The following is a 17,731-nucleotide window of genomic DNA, read 5'->3' on the forward strand; positions in this document are numbered from 1 at the left end:
CCATACTTCTTTGATGTATACATTGGACTCTTGTCTTTGTGTTGTCCAAATATCTCCATTAATGACAAAATCAAACGTATCATTTGAATATTCCTTTATTAAAATTAATCTTGATAATAAAGGAATATATGGAGTATTACAGTTGAAAAATCTTAACGTTATAAATAAATTATTTCATCACTGAGCTCATTAAGCTCTTGCTCTATATGTGAGACATATATAATGGGTAGGTTAAACTCAGATTTAATTTGATTAAAATATTTTAATAAATCATTTTTTTGAGCTAAATCTAAACCACTGAGTGGTTCGTCCATTAAAAGTAATTTAGGAGAGCTTAAAATAGCACGGGCAATTGCGACTCTTTGTTTTTCACCACCAGATAACATTTGTGGCATTCTCTTTAATAAAGCCGTTAAAGAAAATGCATCAACTACCCGCTCTAAACTAAAATTTATACTGTTAGCACGTTTTAAAGCGTAATTTAGATTGGCTAAAACATTAAGGTGTGGGAATAGCCGTGTATCTTGAAAAACAAAACCGATATCTCTGTTAAAAGCAGGTTCCATTAGCTTTTTATCAGAATCTTGTAACACAATTGCATTTAATTGAATCATGCCGGTAGCACGTGTCTCAAGGCCTGCAATAATTCGTAGTAGTGTGGTTTTTCCACAACCTGAATCGCCACTAATGCCAATGCATCGGTTGTTAAGATCTAAACTTTGTTTATATTTAAAATGTCTTTGATTTAATGTGATAGCGCAATCAATCTGTAGCACGTAATTGCCCTCTTTTTAAAATATTCATTACAATTAAAATAACCATAGAAAATACTAATAACCCTGCAGCCATTAAATGTGCTTTATCGTATTGCAGTGATTCTACGGCATCAAATAATGCAATTGACAGTACTTGCGTTTCGCCGGGGATATTACCACCTATCATTAATATAACGCCAAATTCGCCTACAGTATGAGCAAAACATAATAATGCAGCACTAATAATGCCGTTTTTACATATAGGTAATACAACTGAAACAAAGGCATCTAAAGGTTTGGCACCTAATGATTGTGCTGTCTCTAATAATCGATTATCGAGTTGTGAAAATGTCGCTTGCAAAGGTTGTATCGCAAAAGGCAGTGAATAAATGAGCGAAGCAAACAAAATACCATAAAAAGAAAATGCCAATTGTTGCCCTGTGAGCGCAAGGTATTGTTCACCAAGTAAGGTTTGTGGTGAAAAAGCAATAAGTAAATAAAATCCCAATACCGTAGGGGGTAATACAATAGGCAATGCAACAATGGATTCTATGATCATGGCAAACCAAGATTTACTTTTAGCTAGCCACCAAGCAAGTGGAATGCATATTAGCATTAGAATAATGGTTGTTGATAATGCCAGTTTGAGCGTGAGCCAAAATGCGGCTATTTCTGCAGGACCAAGTGATAAATTCATTATTTCACCTGGTAGCCATAGTGTTTAATAATATTTTTAGCTTCTTCTGATTTAAGGTACGTTATAAAGTCGTTTGATTCTGTTAGCTTTTTACTTCGGGTTAAGATCACAACTGCTTGAGGGATATATGCATTTTCATTGTTTAATAAAATATAATCTTTTTGTTTGACCTCAGTTGATACGATATGACTCATTGAGACTAAACCTGCAGGGGCATTACCTGAATGCACAATTTGAAAAGCAGATGCGATATTGCTACTTGTTATATAAGTCCCTTTAAAAGGGGTTGTTAGTATGTCATTTAATACTTTTTTTGCCGCAACGCCATAAGGCGCATGTAAAGGATTGGCGATCACGAGTTTATTATCGGAATTATTTAGTTGAGATAATTTTATTTTTTGTTTAGGTGAATAAAAAACAAGTTGTCCTTGTGCGTACACATACATGCTTTGTGCAATTGCGAAATTTTCATTAACCAGCATTGTGGGTCTGTTTTCATCTGCTGATAAAAACACATCAAAAGGCGCACCGGCCTTTATTTGTTGATATAAAATACCGCTAGAAGCAGAGGAGACAGTTACTTTTTTATTTGTACTCTTTTGGTATTGTGTAACGATTTCATTTAGAGGCAATTTAAAGTTACTGGCAACCGCTATACGAAGGGGTGTTGCTAAACTTTGAAGGCTAAAAATCGTGATTAATAATAATAAAAATCTTGTTAGCATATATGTTTGTTTGTTCTCTTTTTATATTTTAAGTGTTTTAAATACACTGAAATAGCGATGTTACAGCATTGTTATTCTATTGCCATTTTTTTAGAGCTTCTTTGTCTTTTTGGTTTGTTTCAACCCAAATATCTTGTTGTTGATCTTTTCTGGTTTCTTTTTTCCAAAAAGGTGCTTCTTTTTTTAAATAATCCATTACAAATTGCGCGCAAGCAAAGGCTTCTTCTCTATGTGGACTACTCACGCCTACATATACAATTTGATCGCCCAAAGCTAATTGCCCTACTCTATGAATAATATCTAATTGGTTTACTTTAAATCTTTCTTTTGCACGTACAGATATTTGTTCTAAAGATTTAGCTGTCATAGCAGGATAGTGTTCTAAAAATAAACCTGTTACATCATGGCCTTGATTAAAATCTCGCACTACACCGATAAAAGTAACAATCGCACCATCAGTATTATCTTTAGCACGTAACATCTCATATTGAGTGCTTAAATTGAAGTCGGCTTCTTGTACGCTGATCATAATACTAACCGCCTGTTACTGGAGGGAAAAAAGCGACTTCATCACCAGATTTAATCAAGCTAGTTTCTTCTACCATTTCTTGATTAACTGCAGCAAGGGCATTATTACCTGCAATAAATTCCGCCCATTTGGCTCCTTTATTGGCAAGCTCTATTCGCAACTGCGCAACTGTCGTTTGTTCAAAATCAGAAATTTCTAATCCAGAGCAATCTAATAATTCTCTTAGTCGCCCAAAAAATAATACTTTTATCATTTTTAACCCTTAACTACAGATTTTATATCGCCAGACTTAAAATGAAGTCTAAGCCTGATAATTGGCAGTGTTATTGCGCTTGATAATGCCCAGATTTACCGCCAAGCTTTTCTAATACTTTGATATCGCTTATGCACATAGCAGGATCAACTGCTTTACACATATCAAATATTGTCAGCGCAGCCACAGAAGCTGCTGTTAATGCTTCCATTTCAACACCGGTTTGCCCTGCTAATTTAGCTAAAGTTTCTATATCAATGCATGATTGCACTTCATTGAAAGTGAAATCTACTTGTACTTTAGTCAGCATTAAAGGGTGGCATAATGGGATCAGATCAGAGCATTTTTTAGCGCCTTGGATCCCAGCGATTCGTGCAACTTGTAATACGTCACCTTTTTTATGACCATTATCACGGATCATGGCTAAAGTTTCAGGTTTCATGTAAACACGCCCTGATGCCCGTGCAATACGTTCTGTAACTGCTTTTTCAGTTACATCAACCATATTGGCTTCGCCGTGTTCATTTAAATGTGTAAAGCCCATAATTAACCTCGGCTCTCACATAATTCAACAGTAGATTCTTTTAGTTGGGGTACAAAGTTACACGGACGATGAGAAGCATCTAATTGCTGTTTAATCACGTCATTCCATGCAGTTTTACAGGCGTTTGTAGAACCTGGCATTGCAAAAATAACGGTTTTGTTTGCCATGCCAGCAATTGCACGAGACTGTATTGTTGAAGTACCAATTTGTTCATAAGAAATTTGACGGAATAACTCACCAAAGCCATCCACTTCTTTATCAAATAAGGGTGTTAATGCTTCAGGTGTAGAATCTCTAAATGTAAAACCTGTACCGCCAGTAATAACCACAGCTTGTATATGATCGCTCGCAATCCACTGGGATACAATTGCGCGTATTTTATAAACATCATCGATTACAATTTTTTTGTCAGCTAGGTTATGGCCAGCAGTTTGTAAACCATCAACTAAAGCAGCGCCTGATGTATCATTTGATTCATCACGTGTATCAGAAACCGTTAAAACAGCAATTTGTAATGGTTGGAAAGGTTGTGGCGTTTTATGTCCCATAATGGAAATCCTTAATTAAAAGTGAGTTTTAACAGCTTGCCAATCATCTGGTGTATTAGCATTTGTTAAGTAAAGCGGTTCGTCCTGTGCCAAAGTATGTGCGTTTTGTGTCTTTAGCATGGCATAAATTGAGTTTTTATATTTGCCTTCTAAGGCATCTTTTAAAAATTCTTTTAAATCAATAGTGACTTTAACTACGCAAGGCAACATATGAGATTCAAAATAAACAGCATTTTTTGACGCTTGTGCTGTTTTTTGTAATTGCACTAAGTCGCTACTGCGAACAAGTGGCATATCTACTGGCAAGATGGTCAGCCAAGCACCACTTGGTACATGCTTGATTGCGGCTTCAATACCCGCCAGTGGTCCTTTATCTAAATAGCGATCACGTATCCCTTGTTCGGTATTCCTGCTGATCAATACTTGTTGACATAAGCTTGTTGATAAACAGAGTTTTGCATTGTCAAGTAAGTTAACATTTCCTTTAACAAGCATTGCTTTATCGCTACCCATTCTTGAAGAACGGCCACCAGCAAGTACTAAACCAAAATGAATGTGATTTGAAACAGACATAATTTAGCCTCCAAGCATGGCTAAATCAGTTGTACCACCAGAAATGCCTTGATGTAAAAAATGGGTATCTGGTTTATCTTTTAAAACATTAGCGATAAATTGATCAAGCTCAGTTTCGCGCCCTTTAACAAGCAAGTCTCTTAAGCTGTAACCAGACTCACCAAATAAGCACAGGTGTAACTTACCAACAGAGGATATTCTTAATCTATTACAACTGCCACAAAAGTCATTGCTATACGGTGCTATAAAACCGACATGCCCGTCATATTCGGGATGACAAAACTCTTTTGCAGGTCCTGCATTTTTACCGCGTAATATTTGTGCCCAACCATTTTCTTCAAGGCATTTACCAATTTCTTCTGCACTGACATGGTTGGCTTCAAAGTATTCTTTATTATCTACAGTTTGCATTAGCTCAATAAAACGTAGAGAAATAGGCGTATCTTTTACCCAATCTATTAACTGGTCTAATTGTTTGTAGTTATATTTTTTTAGTAGAACAGTATTTATTTTAACTTGTTTAATTGTGCTTTTTAATGCGATATCAATGCCAGCCATCATTTCGGCAAGATTATCACGACCAATGACCGCTTTCATCATGCGTGCATCTAAGCTATCACAACTGATGTTGATTGCATCTAAACCACAATCAGCCCATTGTTGTACTTTACGATCCAGTTGATGAGCATTAGTTGTTAAAGCAACTTTTTCTATGCCTGGGGTATTTTTTATTGCTGTTATGATCTCAGGTAGGTCGCGTCGTAAACTCGGCTCACCGCCTGTAATACGCACTTTATTTATACCGTGACGGGCAAAAGAGGCAACAACCAATTTTATTTCATCAAGCGATAAATAATCAGGTTTTGAATCACATTTATAACCATCAGGTAAACAATAATTACAACGATAATTACATAGATCTGTTATAGAGAGCCGTAAATAACTAAATTTACGCCCTTGTGGGTCTTGTAGCATGTCAACACCTTTCCAAGTAGTGGGAGGTCTAAAAATTTCTTTTTAAACCCTGGTGACCAACTTAGTGTTAAAACTAACGTGATCACGGCCAGTATTCCTTGAACGCTCTGGAACGAAGGTATAAAGGCTCGGAGTTGTTAAAATCTTATGTTCAATATAATGATAGTTTATTAATAAAGCTAGTCTGAATTTGAACTATGATATGTTTTCATGATTTAAATCATTTAGGGCTCAATAAATGAGCCCTTGGTTGTTGGTATGGAACTTGTTTCTTTAAAAGTTAACGTTAACCATCAGCCACAGCTTACTCGTATCTACTGAATGTGCGTCAGCACTATAATCAGCATATTTAACTAAACCAGTTACTTTTTTATTGAACTTGTACTTAGCGGTTAAATCTAATTCAGAACCGTAATCTATGCTATCTACATCAGATGTAAAGTCATGGTAAGTTGCGCTTACTGCAACTGGGCCAATTTTAGTTGCCACACCAGCAAATACATCTTGGATCCCCGTAGCAGGCGTGCCTAAGAACTTATCAGCGAAACCTTGGTATTTATGCAAAGTCGCAAGTGGTGTTGAAAAAGCAACACCGTTATCACTGCCTAATACTTCTACACCTGCTTTAATTTTAAATGAGCTTACTTTGATACTTGCATCAACTGCATAATAATCAGTGCTGAAATCTTTTGTACTATCTGCTGTATCTGATTGTGTTGCGTAGCTAGCATGCACATTTACTGGGCCAAACTTACCGTTATAGTCAATACCTAAAGTTTGTGTTGAACTATCAGCTGATGCATCGTAATCAAGGTCGTAAACAAAGCCAGTTACTTTATGTTCTTTATTAATTTTGAAATTAACATTTGCTAATTGAAAAGCGCCATGTGCATCTGGTTTACCATCAGAATTACCGAAGATTTTATTAATATTATGAATGTAAGCGTAATCAAAATTAAGTGCTGAACTTAATGCGTACTCTATACGTAAACCATCATATGTTTGCTCATTTTGACGCCAGCCTACACCACCTACAAAACGTTGACCTTGATGTAAAATACGCTGACGACCAGCTGTTGCTTTTAAACCACCATTTTTATAGCTTAACGCAAATTGGTTTACATCTGTGCCTTCTGGATCTGCAACTACAGAGTAATCTGTATTGCCATTATCTGTACTATTGTATTGGCCTATCGCTGTTACATTATCAATTTCAGCAAGTACATTAAAACCTTTAAAATCTGCTGTTTTGTAAGTTAAACGTGTACGTAAAGTACCTGCGTTTGCATCTTTTTTAGCGTTATCTTCATCAACAGCTTCATAGCGTGCTCGCATATTGATTTTTGTTGTGCCGTTTGCAACAGCTTCTGTAATTGATGGACCTTGATTTGCCATCGCCATTTGGCTCATACCTAAAACACTTGAAAGTGCTAACACTATTTTTGATACAGAGAAAATTGCTTTTTTCATATTAATCACCTGATTAGTTAACTTGCTACTTTAATTTTTTATTAACTTCTTGGCGCTAAAGATACGCCTATTTGCAGGCGACAAATTGATTAAAATCAAATTTTAGAATTAATTCAGAGTTATTTTGAACTTTATATGATCTAAACTTGTCTTGTTAAAAATAAATTAACATTTAATTGTGTTTTATTAACTTAGTTTGGCAGTTAATTTTGTGAAATCATATATTTATAAAATTACTACAATTGATTTTGTACTTAAGTCACCAGTAATTTAAAATAGCAATCACAATGCCAATTAATATTATTTAATTAATTCAGTTGGTTATGTTTTTTTGATGAATTTATTGCACTTAGTAAGTACACACATGCACTATTTTATCTTTATTAATGTGTACAAATATCCATCAAAGCCGTTACGAGGGGATGACTTTTATTTTCTTCTTTATAGGCTAGGCCTATTTCTTTAAAAAATTGATATCTTGTATAGGCTTAAAGGTAATTACGTCAGCATCTATAATTTCTTGCCATTTTGCAAATAACGCCGCGCCCACTGCGGCACTTACTAACTGCCAAGCATATTCGATTGTTCTGATGTTGGCTCGAGTTTGAAATTGAATATCTAACATATCAAGTTGTAACTTTAATTTATCTAATGCATCACATGGGTTGCGATTGATAAATGGTAACTTATCAAGATCCATTGATGAAATGATGTTCTTTTGCGAAATATCCCACTGTTTAGGTAATGCGAGTTCATAATAATCTTTGAATATTGGCATGAAAACCGCTTTGGTATTGACTGATTGTGCTAACACAACTCTTGCATCACAGGTTTCGTGGGGATCTACTAAAGTTATTTCTAAATTTTCTATTTTGTCATTGAGTTTAGTCAGCAGTTGGCTCATGCGTTTGGCCCCTAAAGATCGCATAATCCCCAATCTGACAGGAACAGGAGTGGGTCCATCTTTAAATAGACTGAGCATTGTTTTAGATTTTCCTGATATATCTTTGGCATATGGATATAGCTTTTGAGCGGCTGCATTCGGTATCACGTCTCTAGCATGTCGGTTAAATAACTGGGTCGATAAGGTTTGTTCAATTTGTAGAATTGCTGTCGTTATTGAAGGTTGCGATACATAACAATGCCTAGCAGCTGCGCTTATACCAATTACACTAATTAACCACCCAAATTTAACCAGTCTCTAAAACATAAATTTTTTACTCGTTCTATATCACTTCTGAAGTTGTTCCATGCATTGCTGCAAGACTCAACAATATCGTCATAATCCTTAAAACATTTATTCGCTAATTCATTTTGCCGTAACCACTGCCATACTTGCTCAATAGGATTCAATTCTGGTTAATATGCGGGTAATTTAATCATGCTGACATTATCAAATTCACCAACAACATTTTCTGTATGCCAACCCGCACCATCCATTATCACAACGCTGTGCCTACCTGGTGGTGTGGCTTTTGATATTTGCTCCATGTGGAGCTTCATACCTTCTTTATTTGAAAATGGTACGACTAAAGCCTCTGTCTTTCCATTCGCGGGGCAAACAGCACCAAATAAGTAAGCGTTTAAAAACTGCTGCTGTTTAACTGCTCGCGGACGACTCCCTTTTTCTGCTCATAACCTCGTGGTGGTATTTTGTTGACCAAACCTTGCTTCATCTTGAAACCAGATATCTACACTACCTAAGGCTTGATCTATAGGGATCTTTTCGATCAATCTCATTTTGTATTTTTTTTAAAATCTTCTTGGATTTCTTTAGACTGCTTAGGGTGGCGAGAGCGGCTTGTTATCCATGAAAAATTAAGTACATGTAACAGCCTATAAACATTAGTTCTACTGTATTTCACTGCGAACTTTTCATTAATGAGTGAAACAAGTGTTTCAGCATTTAACCTGCCTCCACTGTCTTTTATGCTGTGCAATTGGATATATTCTTTAAGCTCGGATAATTGAGTGGTCGTAAGTTTTGAACGGCGTCCTGATCTTGTTTTTTCATTTAAACCTTCAATACCATCATTGAAGAATTTTCTCGGCCAATCATTTACTGCTTTTCGGCTAGCTTTTAAAGAAACAGCGGTTTGCGCTCTATTGGCTCCATCTTTTATGTGTGACAGAGCCAATAAACGGATACGCATTCGACCATTGGTTTCTTTAGCGATAAGGGGTTTGATATCTATCAATTTCAACTTATCTTCGAGTTGTTTTTGGGTAATATATTTCATACATACAATTTGATCACAAAATTAGTGTAATTGGTATTACACTGCCGTGTTCATATACTGCTTCAAAATACTTAAGTGCCCTTAAATCCATATATAAATACAGTCTTGATTGGTTTTTAATCAGATTAACGTATCTATAGAACAAATAGTTTGATCTATATCAAGCTATAGTTTTTACCTATATCTGGCATAAAAATTAAATATTTATCATATATCCCCATAAATAATAAGGTTAAAAAACATTCTATTTAAGATTCATTACAGGGCGATAAAATGAGTGATCAAAGTAAGGCAAGTAATATTGCTGTTAAAGTAATTCCAACTGAAACTATAAAAAAACAAAACATTTGGTTGTATCACAGCAAGATATTAGCGATACCATGGACAGATATGGTTATTCTGATGAAATAATAAATACAATAAATAAAGAGAACTTGTTACCTGCTGGTTTGTTAAGTCGTTTGCATGCCTCATATCCTCAACACTCTGGGTTTATGGAGAAAAAACCATTTTTATTTACTGATAAAGAGCACTACTCAGGTTTATCGGGATTTAGAGAAGTATGTGCAATTTTGAATCAAAACGGCATAGATATAGGTCACATTGTAGAGCGTGAATTTTTTGTAGAAGTTTATCGTTTTCTTGCTGCTCGTCACTAACTTAATAGTATTAATTGGGATGACTACCCTACTGACTCAGTATTTCAGTTAGTTTTTCCACAACCTAAAATGATTAACGACGAAACAACTCAAAAATACATAGATGCTACGGATGCAAAAGCACGAACACAAGTTGCGATTGATTATACTGAGTTAACAAACCCACATGCATGTTGCCTTATAAAATGTTGAATGGTGTTTATCCAACTATTTATTTTATGTTTAATTCATTTAATATTGCAGGTTTTGTTGATTCAACTGAGCCACGCTTGCTTGGTACAACTAACCGTCTGCTAATTCTAAATAATCAAAAAGTGTAAAAGGTATGGTGTTTTTATCTATTGAATAGCCAAATTGCAATAATTGTTTTGGTTGTTGTAATACAGTAATGTCTGAGTTTGTCGGCTGTTGCTTTTGAAATGCTTGATATTGTTTTATACACTCTTGAATGGGTGTGAAATCGCTCTCCTTTAATGAATCTGCCATTTTAGCTCTAATTGGGTTTAAATCGGCATACATCATACAACTTAGGATGGCTGATTCGTCTAATAAAGCTTGTGATTTAAAGCGACCTTCCCAAAACCTACCTGTGCAATTATCTTCGCTGTTGGCTTTTCTGGCTATAAACTCATTAAGGTTTCGCATAAACCAGCTAATATCATATAAACGACTACGCCACTCCTTTACTATTTCATTAATACGAAATAGACAAGCAGAATCAAGCTTTTCGCCTGCTCTATATCGGTCAACCAACATACAACCATGGTATAACTGATACCAACGCTCAATGACTTCATCATCCGATAAACTAAATGCTTCATCTCGATTAACCTTTAAAATCAGATGATAGTGATTAGATATAATGGCATAAGCTGTAATATCAATTAGAAATACAGAACCTAAAAGTTTTATTATATCAACTAGACAAGTGCGTCTATGGTCAAAGTTATTACCTGAATAAATATCATCACCGCATAAAAAACTTCTACGAATACAGCGATCAATACAATGATAATAAGGTGTTGCATCTAAATCAATTAAGGACTCTCGTGCTCTGGCCATTATTCACCTAAAACGTTATTAAACTAACTACTAAAGCTAAGATCATTAATTTTTAGATGGCTAAATTTTATGGGTGTTTAAAAAACGTTTAAAACGAGCAATAACTGCCTATCAATTAACTCTAATGGATAGGCAGTTAAATAATATTTATCAGTCTCTATTTATGCGCTAACCGCAGGTTTTTATCACTAATGTACAATTCATTCCTGTAGAATCACACTGCCATTCTGTTGTGCAACGTTCTCCTCCTAAACCACCACTTAGACCAAATACACTAATATCTTTACTCTTAAGATAATCGCCAAATGCTTCTGAACTAAAACTGGTACCATTCGCTGTGAAATTCTTTAATTCTAATTTATTTTTTGGTAAAAGGTTCCCTTGAGCATCATATGCATCAGATGTCATGGTGAGTGCTAACTCTAATCCTTTCGATAAATCCTGACTTAAATCTATTTTTATTTTTATAGAAGTGCCATCTCTAAATTGAACAGTTCCTGTTACAGTCCTTTGTAAACTTATCGATGCAGATACCAAAGCAGAAAGTCCAACTTGTAGGCTTGCTGCTATTTTTTCCATTGCCACTTCACCTTGTTTCATTGTTGAAATAACAGTATTTAATTCGTTATTAGTATAATTCGTAACATATGAATTAAAGTCACTTCGATAACTCAAAGCATCATATGCACTTCTGTAAGGAGAACCTGCAGGTAAAACTATGAAATCATCTCCAAATTGGGAGAAAGCTTCATCGTAGTAAGCTTTCGCCTCTTGTAAGTAACGTTCTAGGTCACTTTGATTTAGACGGCTAACCTCACTTATTGTAGCTCCTTCCGTTGGCGCACCGAACTCAGGGTTACTTTGTTCTGGTATGTGTACATCAAATTCACTATAACTTAAAAAACCCATATCAAGGACGATAAACCTATATTCACCTCCCCTTAGCCGTGCTTGAAGGTATTGATTTGCAGTGCTAAATTTAGCTGTATCACTACAAAAATTACAATTAATTACAATATCCTGCGCAGAAAAAGCTTTTCCAGTCCAGAGTATAAACAATATAGTAAATAAATATTTTTTCATTTTAAAACCCTTTTTTTGTTTAACTTAAGCTTCATTACCTTTCTTTTTTAATTAAATTTAACGTTAATGTCTTTTTTTTACACTTAATATTAACAGCGATCATTGATTTTGAAATTAATACGTTAGTTGCAAAAAGTTTAGGGAAAGTTTTTCAGTCTTAAGATGATTCTAGCAAACTAGATATGACATCAAGTTATCACGAAAAATACCTTAACACTATTTAGGCAGCTAACACATTGAACGGTGAGCAATGTGAAGCGTTTGAGCAATATGGCCCATGCAATTCAATTGAGGATGCATGGCCTTTAATATTAGAGCATAAAATTGGCACTACATATTTTAAACATGGTGATTTTTGGGAGGTTTATTCAAAGTATCAAAGTATCAAAGTTTCGAAAATGCAGTCGGACATAAAAATCCTTTAAGAGCTACAATGATTTGCTATTTACAAATACATAAAGCCATAAATATAGGGATGAATGCAAAAATACCAAGTCTTTTGCTTGAAATTTCAAAGATAATTAACGAAAGAATTAAAAGTGTTAAATATGTCTAATTGAAAAAAGATCACCCCTCCAGAATTGATTCACTTTTCAAAAATATATTGATTTAGAATAACAAGGACTCAGAAAGATTAAATTAAATATTTATCTCTATTTGTAATTAGTTAAAATGCAGTATCAAATTAGCATTTAATGACTTTTCAATGAAACAACTCACAGATAAACAATCTTTAAGATATTGCCGCCATGTTTTAATTCCATCTATTGATTTTGAAGGTCAAGAAAAACTGTTGAACAGTAAGGTATTACTGATAGGTTTAGGTGGTTTAGGTTGTAGCTGTGCACCGTTTCTAGCAAGTTCTGGCATAGGTAAATTAACATTAGTTGATTTTGATACGGTAGAAGTGACTAACTTACAAAGACAAATTTTACATACAGAAGCAGATGTTGGCTACTCTAAAGTTGCTTCCGCACAAGGCAGCTTAGCTGCAATTAACAGTGAATGTGACATTGAAATTATTGATAAAAAGCTCGAAAGTGAAGAATTAAACACATTAATTTCTCAACACGATATTGTTGTAGATTGTACTGATAATTTAACAACCAGAGAAATGATCAACCTTGGATGTTTTAAGTCTAAAACGCCACTTGTGTCAGGTGCTGCAATACGTATGGAAGGTCAAGTTACTAGCTTTACTATGGCAAAAGATGCGCCTTGTTATCATTGTTTTAGCCACAGGTTTGGTGAACAAGCATTAAGTTGTGTTGAGTCAGGAATAATAGCACCACTTGTTGGTATCATTGGTTCATATCAAGCATTAGAAACACTTAAAATCCTAATGGGTGTAGGCGAGCCACTTGAAGGTAAAATACTGATGATAGATGCCATAACAAGCCAAACGATTAGCTTTAAGTTTGCTAAAGTGGCAAGTTGTAAAGTATGTAGCTAAGCTAAAAGTAATAAATAAGCTTACTTAATGGAAATTTATTTCAATTTTTAATTTAAAGTTTAACCTATTAATATAATTTAATTGAAAAAACGATCACTTTAAATTTATCTCGCCAGTTATTTTCACTCTAACAACAGGCATCGCTTCACCAGCTATCGCTAATTCAAAGCCATCGAAAGTAATGTTTGATGATTTTAATTATAAAACATTAGCCGACGCACAAAAAAATGGCTGGGTTGCAAGAACAGAAAAAGGTCATCCTGGAATTAAATATGCGACTTGGTGGGACGATAGCATTAGTTTTCATCCAGATTCATTAGATCATACTAATGTTGTTATGCGTTTCACATCTAAAACAGATGGTACTGCAGCCAATACACGCCATACTCAAATATGCCACCAACGTAAATATTTAGAAGGGACTTATGCAGCGCGTGTTTATTTTAATAATGCCCCACAGTTTGGTCCTGATGGTGACAGTGGGATAGAAACCTTTTATGCAATCAGCCCGTTAGAGTATCCGATGGCACCTAATTACAGTGAAATGGATTTTTTAAATATTATATTAATCTGGCTAAGTGGTGAAGAAAACTTTTAAAGCATATGAAAATAAATGTAAATGAAATAAGCCGGTAAATTATTGTTTTTTTTATTATTTTATTGCAAATATCCGTTTTATTGCTAGTATGCGCTAAAATTTTAATTCAAATATATAAAGGGACTTTACCTTGTTTAAAAAACTTCCTATTGCTATGGCTATTTCTACCTCTTTAATGATTTCTGGTTGCTTAGAAGTAGAAGATAAAAACGAAGATAATGCCGCGCTTGTAGCAGCGCTAGAAGCACAAAATGAAATTTTAAAAAATCAAAATGAAGAGCAAGCCGCTTCTGTTACCTTAGTAGGTAGTATTAAAGACTATACATCAAAAGAAGCTATTAGTGGTGCTAAAGTTCGTTATAAATTAGGCCATGAATGGTTTGAGTTGCCTATTTTAACGGATAATAAACTTACAATTACCGGCTTACCTAGTTATACAGATATCTTAATTGAGATATCAAGCCCAGATAACGCATTTGTTACCCGCGCATTTTATAAAAGAACAAGTGGCACAGTGAATAATCAAGTAGCAACAAGTCAATTAGATTCATTATTGGTTGCAAAAGGCTTAGATGTGGAGATTGAAATATTAAATGAAACAGATAATACTCCAATAAATAATATTGAATTAAGCTATAACTACTCTACTATGAGCCCTTATAACGAGCCTTCTGATATATTTGCTGATTATATTGTAAAAGCAAGTTTCAATGAGGTGACAGGTAAATACAATATCATTATTCCTGAAGGTGTTTCTGGAAGAGTAAAAGTAAAATTAGATGTTGACGGCGACAAAATAAATGATTTTGATCTTGTTGATTATTCTGATTATATATCTTTTGACCAGCTTGATACTAACTCTGTTTTTTTTGCTAAATCAGAAAATGAATATATAACTCAAGATTTTGAAATTCGTGTAAATGTAATTGATGAAACGGGTAATCCGTTTGAAGGTTTGACATTTTTCTCAACGAATCAAGCAAATAAAAGTATTAATGCACTATTTGATGAAGTCACAAAACAATATGTTTTTAATTACTCAGGTTCAGGTCAATTAAACTTAAAACTGCCTAGTTTCGTCAATAATAATGAAACTTATAAAAGCTTAACTGTCGCTGTAACGCCAAAAGAAGAAGGGATATTAATTAATGGATGGTATTCTAATGATATAACTGAAGGTTTAATGCAGTTAGAAGATAATGTTCTAACACTAACTGTAATCCCTAATATATCAACTTCAGGTAACAGTGATTCGAATATTCAATTATTAAATGCAAAAGTCGATGAAAATCAACATAGTTTAAATCAATTCTTTAGATCGCCTGTTCAGTTAATAGAAGGCCAAATCAACTTAAAGCAATCTAAAATTATCAGCGTGGTTAAAGGCAATGATAAAAATGATGACTTAGTATCTCCAGGCACCACAAAATTCAGCTATATTGAAAAAGTAATCCCTTTAACTATTACACAAAAATATAACAATACTTTTGTTGATGCACAACCAACATCAGCACTAGCAGCAGGTGAATACATATATCGGGTTGGCAATATGATCAACCCTACAACAGAAACTATATTTTCATTAAATGATAGTTATACCTTTTCAGTTGAAAACAACAATCTAGCAAATTTTAACATTAATGATATAAGACTAGATAATAATGATGGTCGTTTTCAAAATGAATTAATTGTTGCTGAAAATACTGCGGGACAGGTATCAACTCAAGGAAAGTATTCTTATGATTCATATGTATACTTTCCAGAATCAATTAAATCATTAGAATTTTTAGAGCTTATAAAAATAAATAAAGTAGAGAATAACAATTCAACAGATACATACCATTCGAGAACGCTAATCGAAAATGGTAATTTTTCGGGGCTGTCTAAAGTACATACTTTTTCTACTGCAACAAATGAGACTATTGACAGAGAAGTTAACGAGATACAACTTTATACTAATTTAGAAAATAAAACATGGTATTACCTCTCATACTTTAACACCCCTAGGTATGACCATGAACCTGAAACAAACGTAAATACAGTAACCTTTAACTATATTTATAAAGTTAAAGGCAGTGATGAAGTTAAAACGGGTACGATCACACTTAAAGTTGAATAATTTATAAAAACGATAAAAAGCCATATTTATATATGGCTTTTTTAGCTAAATATTTAATTTGATCATCTCTGATACGGCCAAAAGGAGGTCTAAAAATCCCAGCCCTATAGCCTATTGTTTCATAGAGTAAATCATTTGTAGGTTTAAACTCTTGCTGCCACCATATGTCGTTATTTTCAAATAAACTGGTATCTGGATGTGACCATGAATGATGAGAAATTGTATGCCCTTTATCAGATATATTTTTTAAAACAGATTTATTTGCAGCTATGTTATTACTGTTCACAAAAAATGTGGCCTTAATATTATTTTTATCTAATACCTTTAAAACGCCTGAACTGTATCGTGAGGCGCCATCATCAAAGGTTAAAGCAATTTGTTTTTCATGGTGTAAACCTTCAAGAAAATATAGCTTAGGAAATAACTTAGCCTACCTTGAAAACTCTTCGTCAGGCACTTGATTAAATTCATCAATGTTAGGCGTTCTAACATAGGGATTACTTTTTTACTTCTTATAGGGGTTAGATACAATTTTAATAGTTCATTTGTTGGTATTTGCTAAATATTATGTAGTTTGGCTGCAGGGTTATCATTAATGTAATTATTGATTGCAGTTTTAACGATATTAATGCCTTTGAACGACTTGTTATCTAATGAAAACCATACTGTATCTGGGATATAGGGTTTATTAATGTTATTTAAAAAATCTTGAAACAATTTTTCACTTATAATTGTATTATCTACAAATAATTTGAACCATACTGCATTTCAATTAAAGCGTTGGCGATTGATAAAAATTTAATTACTTGCACTGAATCTAATGTGTTTAAGGGTTGTCCATTTTTATTCTTTAAAACCCGAGTCGCAGTTTCGAGGTGATTGGCAGTCAAAGAGGTGTTTTTATTAAGATATAAACCTGTAAACTCAGTTTTAAAATCCTGTTTAGTATAAGTAACGCCGTTAAAGTTAAGATCTGAGTGTAATTGTTTATGGTTTACCTCTTGAGTGACAGTCGCGCTTCCACCTGCGCAGCCAGTTAAGATAAATATAATAAATATTGCTATTGCTGAAATTGAATTCCTTTTACTCATAATGTTCCTTTATTTTTGTATGCCGATAATGTCATTCTGATGTATCGCGCATATTGATTTGTTATTCTGATTGCATTGTGTTTGGTTTACCTTTCCCTGTCTTACCGTGGCACATACTGTTATATTTCTATTTTGATAACCTATTAAATAAAGCTTTTTACCTTTTTAAAACCCATTTTTATCGTCTTGTATACTGTGCTTTAGTGAGTCGATTGTAGGGTTTAAGTTTGCAGGTTTTATATGTTCTTGGTTAGAAAAATACTGCGCTATGGCACGTATTTCCTTGAATGTATAATCTTTAAAGATATTACCCATCTCTTTGTTTGTTTTTTGACCTGATTTAAACATAAGCAACAT

21 protein-coding genes, 2 pseudogenes and 1 riboswitch are annotated in these 17,731 nt (G+C 34.0%); of the genes and pseudogenes, 4 read left to right on the top strand and 19 right to left on the bottom strand.

What is annotated here, in order from left to right:
* Positions 1–158 precede the first annotated feature (158 nt).
* The 13 genes and pseudogenes from PSA_RS18855 to PSA_RS24770 form a co-directional block, all read right to left on the bottom strand.
* The gene (locus PSA_RS18855; RefSeq protein WP_052379998.1) at positions 159–776 is read right to left on the bottom strand and encodes an ATP-binding cassette domain-containing protein; all 618 of its coding nucleotides are present in this window, start codon (positions 774–776) and stop codon (positions 159–161) included.
* A complete protein-coding gene (gene modB, locus PSA_RS18860; protein ID WP_042145506.1) occupies positions 763–1,452 on the bottom strand; it encodes a molybdate ABC transporter permease subunit in 690 nt (229 codons plus the stop codon). Before modB ends, PSA_RS18855 begins: the two co-directional genes overlap by 14 nt.
* On the bottom strand, positions 1,452–2,177 hold the full coding sequence (modA, locus tag PSA_RS18865) for a molybdate ABC transporter substrate-binding protein (protein ID WP_042145508.1): 726 nt from the start codon (positions 2,175–2,177) through the stop codon (positions 1,452–1,454). Before modA ends, modB begins: the two co-directional genes overlap by 1 nt.
* A 76-nt stretch (positions 2,178–2,253) precedes the next feature.
* Positions 2,254–2,706: a molybdenum cofactor biosynthesis protein MoaE gene (locus PSA_RS18870; protein WP_042145511.1), complete on the bottom strand. Its 453-nt coding sequence runs from the start codon at positions 2,704–2,706 to the stop codon at positions 2,254–2,256.
* A gap of 4 nt (positions 2,707–2,710) precedes the next feature.
* Positions 2,711–2,959: a molybdopterin converting factor subunit 1 gene (gene moaD / locus PSA_RS18875; protein WP_042145514.1), complete on the bottom strand. Its 249-nt coding sequence runs from the start codon at positions 2,957–2,959 to the stop codon at positions 2,711–2,713.
* A 70-nt stretch (positions 2,960–3,029) separates the two neighbouring features.
* Positions 3,030–3,503, bottom strand: a complete 474-nt coding sequence (gene moaC / locus PSA_RS18880; protein ID WP_042145516.1) for a cyclic pyranopterin monophosphate synthase MoaC — start codon at positions 3,501–3,503, stop codon at positions 3,030–3,032.
* A 2-nt stretch (positions 3,504–3,505) separates the two neighbouring features.
* Entirely contained in the window at positions 3,506–4,051 is a 546-nt protein-coding gene (gene moaB / locus PSA_RS18885; protein ID WP_042145519.1) for a molybdenum cofactor biosynthesis protein B, read from the bottom strand.
* 15 nt (positions 4,052–4,066) lie between these two features.
* Positions 4,067–4,624 carry a molybdenum cofactor guanylyltransferase gene (locus tag PSA_RS18890; protein ID WP_042145520.1) on the bottom strand — a complete coding sequence of 186 codons (558 nt, stop codon included), beginning with the start codon at positions 4,622–4,624 and terminating at the stop codon, positions 4,067–4,069.
* A 3-nt stretch (positions 4,625–4,627) separates the two neighbouring features.
* Positions 4,628–5,599 (bottom strand): GTP 3',8-cyclase MoaA, encoded by a 972-nt coding sequence (moaA, locus tag PSA_RS18895; RefSeq protein ID WP_042145524.1) that lies wholly within the window; start codon positions 5,597–5,599, stop codon positions 4,628–4,630.
* A riboswitch (molybdenum cofactor riboswitch) is annotated at positions 5,589–5,745 on the bottom strand. It overlaps the preceding gene by 11 nt.
* A 127-nt stretch (positions 5,746–5,872) precedes the next feature.
* Positions 5,873–7,069, bottom strand: coding sequence for an alginate export family protein (locus PSA_RS18900; protein WP_052379999.1), 1,197 nt, complete (start codon positions 7,067–7,069; stop codon positions 5,873–5,875).
* 454 nt (positions 7,070–7,523) lie between these two features.
* Complete coding sequence (locus PSA_RS26515) at positions 7,524–7,973, bottom strand: hypothetical protein (protein WP_231665417.1); 450 nt, start codon at positions 7,971–7,973, stop codon at positions 7,524–7,526.
* Positions 7,974–8,156: 183 nt separating this feature from the next.
* Positions 8,157–8,267: pseudogene (locus tag PSA_RS27300) on the bottom strand (LysR family transcriptional regulator); the annotation flags it as partial.
* Positions 8,246–9,309: pseudogene (locus tag PSA_RS24770) on the bottom strand (IS630 family transposase). The pseudogenes PSA_RS24770 and PSA_RS27300, both read right to left, overlap by 22 nt.
* Before the next feature lie 347 nt (positions 9,310–9,656).
* On the opposite strand from PSA_RS24770, the gene PSA_RS25950 reads away from it, so the two are divergent.
* Positions 9,657–9,968 carry a hypothetical protein gene (locus PSA_RS25950; protein WP_193216507.1) on the top strand — a complete coding sequence of 104 codons (312 nt, stop codon included), beginning with the start codon at positions 9,657–9,659 and terminating at the stop codon, positions 9,966–9,968.
* 282 nt (positions 9,969–10,250) lie between these two features.
* Here the strand turns inward: PSA_RS25950 and PSA_RS18925 are convergent, their stop codons facing one another.
* Both PSA_RS18925 and PSA_RS18930 read right to left on the bottom strand, forming a co-directional pair.
* Complete coding sequence (locus PSA_RS18925; RefSeq protein ID WP_052380000.1) at positions 10,251–11,030, bottom strand: hypothetical protein; 780 nt, start codon at positions 11,028–11,030, stop codon at positions 10,251–10,253.
* A 168-nt stretch (positions 11,031–11,198) separates the two neighbouring features.
* Complete coding sequence (locus tag PSA_RS18930; RefSeq protein ID WP_042145533.1) at positions 11,199–12,113, bottom strand: hypothetical protein; 915 nt, start codon at positions 12,111–12,113, stop codon at positions 11,199–11,201.
* A 706-nt stretch (positions 12,114–12,819) separates the two neighbouring features.
* Between PSA_RS18930 and moeB the strand changes: the two genes are divergently transcribed.
* From moeB to PSA_RS18950, 3 genes are all read left to right on the top strand, one after another.
* On the top strand, positions 12,820–13,566 hold the full coding sequence (moeB, locus tag PSA_RS18940) for a molybdopterin-synthase adenylyltransferase MoeB (protein ID WP_042145539.1): 747 nt from the start codon (positions 12,820–12,822) through the stop codon (positions 13,564–13,566).
* Between the two features lie 181 nt (positions 13,567–13,747).
* A complete protein-coding gene (locus tag PSA_RS18945; RefSeq protein WP_231665419.1) occupies positions 13,748–14,164 on the top strand; it encodes a hypothetical protein in 417 nt (138 codons plus the stop codon).
* A gap of 130 nt (positions 14,165–14,294) precedes the next feature.
* Positions 14,295–16,283 (top strand): hypothetical protein, encoded by a 1,989-nt coding sequence (locus tag PSA_RS18950; protein ID WP_042145541.1) that lies wholly within the window; start codon positions 14,295–14,297, stop codon positions 16,281–16,283.
* 1 nt (position 16,284) lies between these two features.
* Here the strand turns inward: PSA_RS18950 and PSA_RS18955 are convergent, their stop codons facing one another.
* The 4 genes from PSA_RS18955 to PSA_RS18965 all read right to left on the bottom strand — a co-directional run bounded on the left by PSA_RS18955 (position 16,285) and on the right by PSA_RS18965 (position 17,731).
* Positions 16,285–16,659, bottom strand: coding sequence for a polysaccharide deacetylase family protein (locus tag PSA_RS18955; protein ID WP_082305824.1), 375 nt, complete (start codon positions 16,657–16,659; stop codon positions 16,285–16,287).
* Positions 16,660–16,841: 182 nt separating this feature from the next.
* Complete coding sequence (locus PSA_RS25420) at positions 16,842–17,000, bottom strand: hypothetical protein (protein WP_157575795.1); 159 nt, start codon at positions 16,998–17,000, stop codon at positions 16,842–16,844.
* Positions 17,001–17,023: 23 nt separating this feature from the next.
* A complete protein-coding gene (locus tag PSA_RS18960; protein WP_042145544.1) occupies positions 17,024–17,374 on the bottom strand; it encodes a hypothetical protein in 351 nt (116 codons plus the stop codon).
* 165 nt (positions 17,375–17,539) lie between these two features.
* A complete protein-coding gene (locus PSA_RS18965; protein WP_127924118.1) occupies positions 17,540–17,731 on the bottom strand; it encodes a hypothetical protein in 192 nt (63 codons plus the stop codon).

It is taken from the genome of Pseudoalteromonas sp. '520P1 No. 423' (genome assembly GCF_001269985.1).
Lineage (GTDB): Bacteria > Pseudomonadota > Gammaproteobacteria > Enterobacterales > Alteromonadaceae > Pseudoalteromonas.